10 protein-coding genes are annotated in these 9,037 nt (G+C 69.3%); 1 reads left to right on the top strand and 9 read right to left on the bottom strand.

What is annotated here, in order from left to right; all coding sequences use genetic code 11:
- Positions 1 to 68: 68 nt before the first annotated feature.
- Genes AOZ53_RS32660 through AOZ53_RS34565 form a run of 4 tightly spaced genes read right to left on the bottom strand, consistent with a single transcriptional unit; the run spans position 69 to position 2,332 of the window.
- A complete protein-coding gene (locus AOZ53_RS32660) occupies positions 69 to 380 on the bottom strand; it encodes a non-heme iron oxygenase ferredoxin subunit (RefSeq protein ID WP_054491004.1) in 312 nt (103 codons plus the stop codon).
- Positions 381 to 395: 15 nt separating this feature from the next.
- The gene (locus AOZ53_RS32665) at positions 396 to 869 is read right to left on the bottom strand and encodes an aromatic-ring-hydroxylating dioxygenase subunit beta (protein WP_054433966.1); all 474 of its coding nucleotides are present in this window, start codon (positions 867 to 869) and stop codon (positions 396 to 398) included.
- A 2-nt stretch (positions 870 to 871) separates the two neighbouring features.
- Complete coding sequence (locus AOZ53_RS32670; RefSeq protein WP_054491006.1) at positions 872 to 2,137, bottom strand: aromatic ring-hydroxylating dioxygenase subunit alpha; 1,266 nt, start codon at positions 2,135 to 2,137, stop codon at positions 872 to 874.
- A gap of 27 nt (positions 2,138 to 2,164) precedes the next feature.
- The gene (locus AOZ53_RS34565; RefSeq protein ID WP_156333601.1) at positions 2,165 to 2,332 is read right to left on the bottom strand and encodes a hypothetical protein; all 168 of its coding nucleotides are present in this window, start codon (positions 2,330 to 2,332) and stop codon (positions 2,165 to 2,167) included.
- Here AOZ53_RS34565 and AOZ53_RS32675 point away from each other — a divergent pair.
- A complete protein-coding gene (locus tag AOZ53_RS32675; protein ID WP_006388935.1) occupies positions 2,331 to 3,233 on the top strand; it encodes a LysR family transcriptional regulator in 903 nt (300 codons plus the stop codon). The two genes, AOZ53_RS34565 and AOZ53_RS32675, sit on opposite strands and share 2 nt — an antisense overlap.
- A 47-nt stretch (positions 3,234 to 3,280) precedes the next feature.
- Here AOZ53_RS32675 and AOZ53_RS32680 read toward each other — a convergent pair whose 3' ends face one another.
- The 5 genes from AOZ53_RS32680 to pabB form a co-directional block, all read right to left on the bottom strand.
- Entirely contained in the window at positions 3,281 to 5,689 is a 2,409-nt protein-coding gene (locus tag AOZ53_RS32680; protein ID WP_231690724.1) for a TonB-dependent siderophore receptor, read from the bottom strand.
- Positions 5,690 to 5,795: 106 nt separating this feature from the next.
- Positions 5,796 to 6,770: a FecR domain-containing protein gene (locus tag AOZ53_RS32685; RefSeq protein WP_231690725.1), complete on the bottom strand. Its 975-nt coding sequence runs from the start codon at positions 6,768 to 6,770 to the stop codon at positions 5,796 to 5,798.
- The gene (locus AOZ53_RS32690; protein ID WP_054433963.1) at positions 6,767 to 7,279 is read right to left on the bottom strand and encodes a sigma-70 family RNA polymerase sigma factor; all 513 of its coding nucleotides are present in this window, start codon (positions 7,277 to 7,279) and stop codon (positions 6,767 to 6,769) included. Before AOZ53_RS32690 ends, AOZ53_RS32685 begins: the two co-directional genes overlap by 4 nt.
- 100 nt (positions 7,280 to 7,379) lie before the next feature.
- Complete coding sequence (locus tag AOZ53_RS32695) at positions 7,380 to 8,012, bottom strand: aminotransferase class IV family protein (protein ID WP_054491010.1); 633 nt, start codon at positions 8,010 to 8,012, stop codon at positions 7,380 to 7,382.
- A 76-nt stretch (positions 8,013 to 8,088) separates the two neighbouring features.
- A partial coding sequence (pabB, locus tag AOZ53_RS32700; protein ID WP_054491014.1) for an aminodeoxychorismate synthase component I occupies positions 8,089 to 9,037 on the bottom strand: 949 nt, incomplete at its 5' end.

Genomic DNA, 9,037 nt, shown 5'->3' on the forward strand with positions numbered 1-9,037 from the left:
GGTTCGGAATGGCGGGCCGCCGTGCCGCGCTTGCGGCGCCGCGCCATGCTCACAGCGCCACGCCATGCTCACAGCGCCACGAACACCACGCCATCCTCGATCCTGACCGGGTAGGTCGCCAGGTTGTCGCGCAGCGGCGAGCAGAGCGCGCGGCCGTCGCGCACGTCGAAGCGGCCCTGGTGCAGCGGGCACTCGATCTCGTGGCCCGTCAGGAAGCCGTCGCACAGGCGCGCATTGCCGTGCGTACAGAGGTTGTCGGTGGCGTAGACGCTGCCTTCCACCCCGTACAGCGCGATCTCGCGGTCGCCCGCCTGCACGGCGATCACGTCTTCCTCCGGCACGTCGGCCAGCGCGATGGCCTTGATCCAGTTCGTACTCATGTCTTGATGTCCTGGTCAGATGGGATAGATCAGCGAATTCGGGATCAGCTCGCTGTCGAAAATGCACAGCCGCGACTCGAACTTCAGCCCGTCGGGCGTCTGCCGGATCACGTCCAGGTAGCGGCCGACGTTGTAGACCGTGGTCAGCTGGTTCGGCTTGGTGCGGAACACGGCGTAGTTCGCTTCCGATTCGATCCGGTCGCCCCGCACCGACAGCACGCGCGGCGCGCCGACCACGTGGCGCTGGTAGTAGGGGTCGTGGAAGATGGTGTCGGTGGCGCCGTAGATGCGGTCCTTGAGCATGCCGCGGCTCTCGAACGACATGGTCGCCAGCGGGTAGCCGCGCTCGTGATTCTCGCGCGGCAGCACCTTGTAGACGCAGTCCTCCAGGAAGAAGTCGGGCCATTGTTCCCACTGTTCGGCGTCGAGCGCGGCGGCGTAGTCGGCGTACAGCCGGGTCAGCTGGTAGTAGAGGGGAAAGTCCAGCATCGTTACGCCTCCGCTTCCATCACGCGGCGCCAGTAGGCGTACATGCCGCGGATCAGGGTCTCGGTCACCATGTGGTCGGTGTTCTCGGCGGTCTTGCCGCCCAGTTCGGCCACGCTGCGGTGCCAGGGCTTCTGCGCGAAGCCCGATTGCGAGAACTCGATGACTTCGCCATCGTCCGCCGAGACGAAGCCGGCCGGGCCGAACAGGTTGGCCTGGCGCAGGCGGCGCTGCGTCATCTCGGGCGTGTCGTCGGCGAAGCCGAAATGGGTCCAGACGAAGTCGAAGGCGTCGTGGCCGACCGGCTGCATGTGGCGCGTGGACAGCGAGTTGACCTGCTGCTGGATGATGACGCTGGGGAACAGCGTCATCAGCACGGCGGTGGGGCCGTTCCACCAGGGTTCCGGGACGATGTCGAGGAAGCGGTCGTCGTTCAGCGTCATCTGTTCCTTGAAGCTGGACACGCCGCTGGTGACGCTGCCCTTGCCGCCCTGGCCGCGGGTCGAGATCATGGCCGCGTGGCGGAAGTGGCGGTCCATCTTCAGTTCGGAGCGGTTGTCGGCGCGCCACAGGCCGAAGGTGACGAACCAGGTGTGCAGCAGGCCGGGGTGGTAGGGGTCCTTGATGTTCTCCTGCATCAGCTTCCAGTTGCCGGGGATGCGCTGGCGGCTGTAGCCGTGGATCACCAGCTGGCGGCCGTCGAAGACGCGGTCGAAGTAGTGCAGGATGTCGGGGCCCAGGTAGTCCTCCAGCGGCTCGACGCCGTGGTCGAACGAGGCGAACACCACGCCGTTGCGGCAGGCCACGGCCAGCTTGGTCAGGCCGTGCTCTTCCGGCTTGAAGTCGGGCGGCATGCCGCCGTTGACGCGGCCGTCCTGCTTGACGCCGCGGCGGAACGGCACGCCGATCAGGTTGCCCTGCAGGTCGTAGTTCCACTGGTGGTAGGGGCAGACGAACTCGCTGCGGTTGCCGGAACGTTCGCGGCAGAACTGCACGCCGCGGTGGGCGCAGACGTTTTCCACCACGCGCACCTGGCCGTCGTTGTCGCGCAGCAGGATGACGGAGCGCTCGCCCACGGCGGTGCGCTTGAAGTCGCCGGGGTTGGGGATTTCCGCTTCCAGGCCGACGTAGCTCCAGTGGCCGCGGTAGAAGAAGCGCTCCAGCTCGCGCTGGTGCAGGGCGGCGTCGGTGTAGACGCCGAAGGGGATGCGGTGGCTGCCGTCGCCCTGCCAGGGCGGCACGAACGAGAGCGGTTGTTCGGGGGCGTTCATCGGCGGCCTCCGGCGAGGCGGCCGCGCCTACAGGGCGGGGCGAGGGGATGGCGCATGGTTGTCTCCTTCATCCATCGGGGCCCGCGCGACATCGGCGCAGGCGTTTGTTGCATCATCGGCCAGGGTGTGAAATAAATAAATAGAATCTGGATGATGACAACAATCACCAAAATAAATATTGGTGGAGACAAGCATGAACCTGCAAGACATGGACCTGAACCTGCTGGTCGTGTTCAACGAGCTGTGCAAGCACGGCCGGGTGTCGGCGGTGGCGCAGAACCTGGGCATTTCGCAGCCGGGGGTCAGCAACGCGCTGGGGCGGTTGCGCAAGCTGCTGGGCGATGAGCTGTTCCTGCGCACCTCGCGCGGCATGGTGCCCACGCCCTATGCCGAGGCGCTGGCGCAGCCGATCGCCGATGCGCTGGCGGCGCTGCACGGCACGCTCAACGCGCGCGCCAGCTTCGATCCGGCGCGCAGCGAGCGCGCCTTCGTCATCGGCGTCAACGACGTCGGCGAGACCTACTTCCTGCCGCGCCTGATGCGGGCGCTGGACGACGCCGCGCCCGGCGTCACCATCCGCACCGTGCGCACCACCTCGATCGATGTGAAGGACGAGATGGAGCGCGGCCGCATCGACCTGGCGATGGGCTTCCTGCCGGGCCTGAAACACGGCTTCTTCCAGCGCCGGCTGTTCCGCCAGCCCTATGTGTGCATCTTCCGCGAGGACCATCCGCTGGCGCGCACCGGCGTGTCGGCGCGCCAGTTCCGCGCCGCCGAGCATGTCGCCATCGTGTCCGAGGGCACCGGCCACGGCGTGGTCGACCAGGTGATCGAGCAGGCCGGCATCCGCCGGCGCCTGCGCCTGACGGTGCCGCACTTCATGGCGGTGGGGCCGGTGCTGCAGGCCACCGACATGATCGCGGTGGTGCCGCGGCGCTTCGCCGATTGCGCCTGCAAGCCCTTCGGCCTGGCCACCGCGCCCTGTCCGGTGAAGATCCCGGAGTCGGTCATCAACGTGTTCTGGCACGCCCGCAACCACCGCGAGCCCGCCAACCAGTGGCTGCGGCAGGTGGTGGTGGAGCAGTTCGCGGATTAGGGCCTGTGCGAGGCTCCTTTTAGTGTGAACAGGCCCTGGCGCCGTCCTCAGAACTGCATCTGCGCCGACAGCGCCACGCTGCGCGGGCTGCCCAGGTAGTAGCTGTTGAGCCAGTAGTCGCGGTTGGCGACGTTGTTGACGTTCAGGCGCAGCGTCAGCGGCCGGCCGGTGACCTTGGTGGCGTAGCGCAGGCCCAGGTCGAAGGTGGTGTACGACGGCAGGCGGCTGTTGTTGCTGGCCGTGGCGTACTGCTGGCCGACGTGGTAGATGCCGCCCGTCACGCTCAGGCCCGGCGCGAACGGCAGCGCGTACTCGGAATACAGCTTGGCCATGATCTTCGGCACGTTGATCGGAGCGCTGCCGTCGTTGGCGCTGCCCTCGACGCGGGCGGTCAGCAGCGTCACGCCGCCCATCACCGTCCAGGCGTCGGTGACCTTGCCGACCGCCGACACCTCGGCGCCGCGATGACGCTGGATGCCGTCCTGCACGTAGACGTTGGCATTGTTGGAATATTCGTAGGATTTCTCGATGTCGAACAGCGCGCCGCTCACCAGCACGCCGCCCAGCTCGGCCTTGACGCCCAGTTCGCGCTGCTTGCTGCGCATGGGCGGCAGCACCTGCAGGCGGTTGACGGCCTCGTCCGGCGCCACGCCGCCCTGTTCCAGGCCTTCGATGTAGGTGGCGTAGGTGGTCAGCCACGGGGTGGGCGCGAACATCAGCGAGGCGTTGGGCGAGTTGCGGCCGCGGTCGTAGTCCGGCTGGCCGGGCAGGCCGTCGGCGCCGCGTTCCATCGACTTGATGGTGCTGCGGTTGATGCCCACCAGCGCCGACCATTGCTCATTGAATCGGATCAGGTCGCCGATCATGAAGTTGTCGTTGCGGATGCGGCTGGCGTAGTAGGTGCGCTTGGCGGCGTCGGAGGGCCAGTCGGGTTCCGCGACCAGGGTGGGCGAATCCAGGCCGTACGGACCCTGGTAGCCGGTATGGGGCGCGTAGGTGGTCTGCCACTGCTTGTCCATGTAGCCGTAATAGCCCAGGGTGATCTTGTGGCCGACCTGCCAGGTGTCGAACGAGATGTCGGCCAGCGCCTGCCAGGCCTCGGATTCCGTCTTGGTCTCGCCGACCTTCTGCCGCAGCTGCAGGTATTGGTTGTCGGGCTGGATCGAATTCATGGTGTGGTACTGGACCGGCCGGTCCTGGTATTCGCGCAGGTGCGCCACGCGCAGCGTCAGGTGGTCGCTGGCCTCGTAGGTCATGCGCGCCATCCACCGGCGGCTCTGGGTTTCGTCGCGGATCCACGGCTGTCCCCAATCCTTGCTCGAATCCATGGCCGCGGGACGGTGCACGTCTTCGCCGACGAACCAGTAGGCGGTGGGCGAACGCATCTTGTAGTCGCTGTACGAGGCGCCCAGCTCGAGCTTGAAGCGGTCGGTGATGTTGAAGTCCAGCGCCAGGCTGGCCAGGGTGCGGTCGATCTTCTGGTCGTCGACGGCGGTGTCGCCGTTCTGGCGCACCAGGTTGACGCGGTAGCCGACCTTGCCGTTGTCGTCGAACGGGCCGCCGAAGTCGCCATGCACGTAGTACTGGCTGCCGCCGTAGTTGCCCACGGTGATGCTGTTCAGGTAGTCGGGCGTGGGGCGCTTGCTGACATAGTTGACCATGCCGCCGGGCGAGGCCGCACCGTACAGGAAGCCGGACAGGCCGCTGAGCACTTCGACGCGTTCCTTGTCTTCGAGCGAGGCGGCGAAACCGTATGAACGGCGCAGGCCGTCTTCGGCGCGGTCGTAGCTGCTGAAGCCGCGGATCTTGACCATCGGCGCCCAGCCGCTCAGTTGCGGGGTCTGCGTCAGGGTCGACGGGTTGATCCGGTAGACGTCGTCGGGCGACTGCGCCTGCACGTTCTGCAGCAGGTCGCGCGTCACCACGCTGAAGGAATAGGGCGCGTTGCGCAGCTCCATGCCGCCCAGCGCGCCGGCGGCGGACACCGTGGTGGCGCGGTAGCCATCGCTTGCCAGGCCTTCCTGCTGCAGGGAGGCGGTGGCGCTGCCTTGCACCGTGACGCTGGGCAGCGTGACGGCGTCGCCGGCGGGCGCCAGGCGCGCGCTGAAGGCATTGCCGCGCCGCACCGGCTGCAGGCCGGTGCCGGCCAGCACCGCGTTCAGGCCGGACCACGGCGACTGCCGGCCGCGCACGCCCGGGCTGTGGCGCCCGGCCGTCAGCGCGGCGTCGACCGAGACCTGGATGCCGGCCTGCACCGCGAACTCGGTCAGCACGCGACTGAGGTCGCCGGCAGGAATGTCGTAGTCGCGCTCGGCCACGGTGTCGGCCGCGGCCTGGGCATGGGCCGGCGCGGCGCCCAGCGGGGCAAGGCCGATGACGGTGGCGGCGAGCGCGGCGGCGGCCGGTTGGCGGAGGGCGGCGCGGCGGCGCGCGGAGGGCAGGGAACGGAATGGCATAGGTCGACAGGAGGTGAATGAGGTGGTTTCACCCCGTATGCCAATCGAGACGGAAAAAAGGGGAACCTGCCCGCGACGCGCGGCGCAGGGCGGTCGGCGCCGCGCGCTATCTGGGCTCCAGCACGGTCCACCAGGGCATGGGCGTGCGCACCCGCAGCGGCAGCGTGGCTTCCAGGGTTGCCAGGGCCTGCGCGGTATCCGTGGTCGAGTAGGTGCCGACGATGCGCAGGTCGGCGATTTCCGGCGCGCAGCCCAGGTAGCCGCGGCGGTAGCGCGACAGTTCGGCCACGAAATCGCCCAGGCGCATGTTCTCGGCCACCAGCAGTCCGTCGGCCCAGGAGCGGCGCGCCAGGGCGGCGGCCTCGGCGGGCGCGGCGCCGGCCCGCGTGACGCGGGCCTGTTCGCCGGCATGCAGGATGCCGCCGGGGACGCCATTGGCCACGGGTTCGATCCGCACCGCGCCGTCGAACACGGCGACCACGCTGGCGCCGTCCTGCTGGTAGACGCTGTAGCGCGTGCCCAGGGCGCGCAGCCGCGCCTGGGCCGTGTCGACCACGAAGGGGCGGGCGGGAGACTGGTTGTCCGGGGCGGTGGCGACCAGGATCTCGCCCGCCACCAGCCTGATGCGGCGCAGGTCGGGGCCGTAGTCCACGTCGATCGCGCTGTCGGTGTTGAGCCAGATGACGGCGCCATCGGCCAGCCGGATCTGGCGGCGTTCGCCCAGCGCGGTGTGGTGGGTGGCGGCCCATTGGCGCCAGGGCAGGGCGCGCGACGCGCCCCAGCCGCCGAGGCCGGCGCCGCACAGCAGCGTCAGGGTCTTGAGGGTGAGGCGGCGGCGGGCCTGGCCGGCCGCGGCCGCGTCCAGCAGGCGGTGCGCCATGGGCTTGTTGCCGCCCGGCAGATTGAGGAACTTGCCGCTGATGGCCTCGACCTGGCGCCAGGCCTGCTGGTGGGCCGGATCGGCGTCGTGCCATTGGCGCCAGCGTTGGCGTTCGGCGGCGTCGACCGAGGGCGCGCCCAGCGCCGCGTACCATTCGGCGGCCTGCTGCAGCACCTGGAAGCTGGGGGCGGCGGCGCTCATGGCGCGGGCGGCTGGCCGGCGGTCAGGCAATGCAGCATCGCCTGCGCCATGTACTTCTTGACCATGCGCTCGGACACTTCCAGGCGCGCGGCGATTTCGACGTAGGTGTAGCCCTCCAGGTGCGACAGCAGGAACGCGGCGCGGGCCTTGGGGTTGAGCTGGTTGAGCAGCGCGTCGAGTTCGCACAGCGCGTCCAGCAGCAGCGCGCCTTCCTCGGGCGAGGGCGCCAGGGTGTCGGCCACGGTGGCGAGCGTGTCGCGATAGGCGCGCTCCAGGTCCTGGCGCCGCCAGTGGTTGACCACCAGCCCGTGGGCGATGGTGGTCAGGTAGGCGCGCGGTTCGCGGATCGGTTCGAGGTTGCGCAGCACCCGCAGGAAGGTGTCGTGCGCCAGGTCGGCGGCGTCGAAGGCGTTGCCCAGCCGGCGGCGCAGCCAATCCTGCAGCCAGCCGTGGTGGTCGCTATAGAGGACTTCGATATCGGGGGATGCCGCGCGCGGGGAGGGGAACACGATGGGACGTTGCCAACGTCGAATAATCAATAAGAATGAGTATCAATTATTCTTCAGGCTTGCCGGTTTGGCAATCGGCATCGTCCCGGGGCGGACGGGTTCAGGTTTCGCGCAGGGTGACCGTGAACCAGCCGCGCAGGGCGTTGGACAGCCGGATTTCGTCGGCCGCGTGCAGGTCGGCCAGGGTCAGCACGCGTTCGCTGACGTTGCCGGTGTCCAGCAGTTCGGCGCGCTGCACGCCCGGCAGGCAGCCGCTGTCGACCGGCGGCGTGTACCAGTCGCCGTCCAGGCGCAGGTAGACGTTGCTGCGGCTGCCTTCGCACAGTTCGCCGCGTTCGTTCAGGTAGACCAGGTCGAAGATGTGCGGATGGGCCGGCAGCCATTCGATGGTCTTGGTGTACCAGGGCCGGTAGGTGGTCTTGTAGCGCAGCAGCGGCTCGGACGAGCGCAGCGCCTCGGGCGCCAGCATGATTTCCTGCTCCGCCGGCAGCGGCGGCAGCACGGCGGTCTGGATGTGGCGGCTGCCGTCGCGCGCGACCAGCAGGCGCAGGCGGTGCGCGCCGGGGGTGTTCAGGCTGAGCGCGGCGATCATGATGTCGCTTTGCACCGCGCTGCCGCCCCAGGTGTAGCCCAGCGCCTTGCACGACTGCTCCAGGCGGCGCAGGTGGCGCGCCAGCAGGGGCACGCGGTGCTCGGCGTCGACCAGGATGGTCTCGATCAGTTCGGGTTGCATGGGGGCTCCTGGTAAACGGCGGGCGGCGGCGGGCGGGGCCGGGTTCTATCCTACCCCGCGGACACGGATTGCGCACTCAGGCGCGCAGGATGCGGGCCTTCCAGTGGCATTCCTGCCATTCCTCGGCCGGATCGGAATCATGCACGATGCCGCCGCCGACGCTGTAGACGCCGTGGCCGGCTTGGTCCAGCACCAGCGTGCGGATCGCCACGTTGAGCGAGAAGTCGCCGTCGGGCGCGAGCCAGCCGATGCTGCCGCAATACAGGCCGCGCGGCGCGGCCTCCATCTGGCGGATGCGGCGCATGGCGGCGACCTTGGGGGCGCCGGTGATGGAGCCGCAGGGGAACAGCGCGCGCAGCACGTCTTCGAGCGTGGCGTCCGGCGCCTGCGCCGACACGGTCGAGGTCATGGTCCAGACGGTGGGATAGCATTCCAGCGAGAACAGCGCCTCGACCTTGACCGAGCCGGGCTCGGCCAGCCGGCCCAGGTCGTTGCGCAGCAGGTCCACGATCATCAGGTTCTCGGCGCGGTTCTTGTCGCTGGCCAGCAGCGCCTGGCCCAGGCGCTGGTCCTCGGCCGGGTCGGGGTGGCGCGGCGCCGTGCCCTTCATCGGCCGGGTGGTCAGTTGCGCGCCGCGGCGGGTCACGAACAGTTCGGGCGAGAACGACAGCACCGTGCGCGCGCCGTCCTCGATGTAGGCGCCGTGCGCCACCGGATTGCGCGCGGCGATGCGGCGGTACAGCGTGGCCGCGTCGCCCTGGTATTGCACGTCGAGCGGCTGGGTGTAGTTGACCTGGTACAGCTCGCCGGCGCCGATCAGCGCGCGGATGGCCTCGATCTGGCGCGCGTAGCCGGCCTCGGTCATGCGCGGCGCGGGGATGCTGAGGGCGGCCGGCGGGCTGTCGGCCGCCGGCGCGTCCCATGGCGTTTCGTCGATCTGGCGCTCGAACACCAATGCCGTCAGGCGCGCCCGGCCGTCATCATGGGGCGGCGTCCAGGGACCGGCGGGGGGGGGGCGGGGGGGG

The organism is Achromobacter sp. 2789STDY5608621, from assembly GCF_001299375.1.
Lineage (GTDB): Bacteria > Pseudomonadota > Gammaproteobacteria > Burkholderiales > Burkholderiaceae_B > Achromobacter > Achromobacter insuavis.

What these genes read in the sequence shown, in the direction of transcription:
- AOZ53_RS32660 (WP_054491004.1), bottom strand. Translation starts at nt 380, where the DNA reads ATGAGTACGAACTGGATCAAGGCCATCGCGCTGGCCGACGTGCCGGAG.
- AOZ53_RS32670 (WP_054491006.1), bottom strand. Translation starts at nt 2,137, where the DNA reads ATGAACGCCCCCGAACAACCGCTCTCGTTCGTGCCGCCCTGGCAGGGC.
- AOZ53_RS32695 (WP_054491010.1), bottom strand. Translation starts at nt 8,012, where the DNA reads ATGCAACCCGAACTGATCGAGACCATCCTGGTCGACGCCGAGCACCGC.
- AOZ53_RS32685 (WP_231690725.1), bottom strand. Translation starts at nt 6,770, where the DNA reads ATGAGCGCCGCCGCCCCCAGCTTCCAGGTGCTGCAGCAGGCCGCCGAA.
- AOZ53_RS32675 (WP_006388935.1), top strand. Translation starts at nt 2,331, where the DNA reads ATGAACCTGCAAGACATGGACCTGAACCTGCTGGTCGTGTTCAACGAG.
- AOZ53_RS34565 (WP_156333601.1), bottom strand. Translation starts at nt 2,332, where the DNA reads ATGCTTGTCTCCACCAATATTTATTTTGGTGATTGTTGTCATCATCCA.
- AOZ53_RS32665 (WP_054433966.1), bottom strand. Translation starts at nt 869, where the DNA reads ATGCTGGACTTTCCCCTCTACTACCAGCTGACCCGGCTGTACGCCGAC.
- AOZ53_RS32680 (WP_231690724.1), bottom strand. Translation starts at nt 5,689, where the DNA reads ATGCCATTCCGTTCCCTGCCCTCCGCGCGCCGCCGCGCCGCCCTCCGC.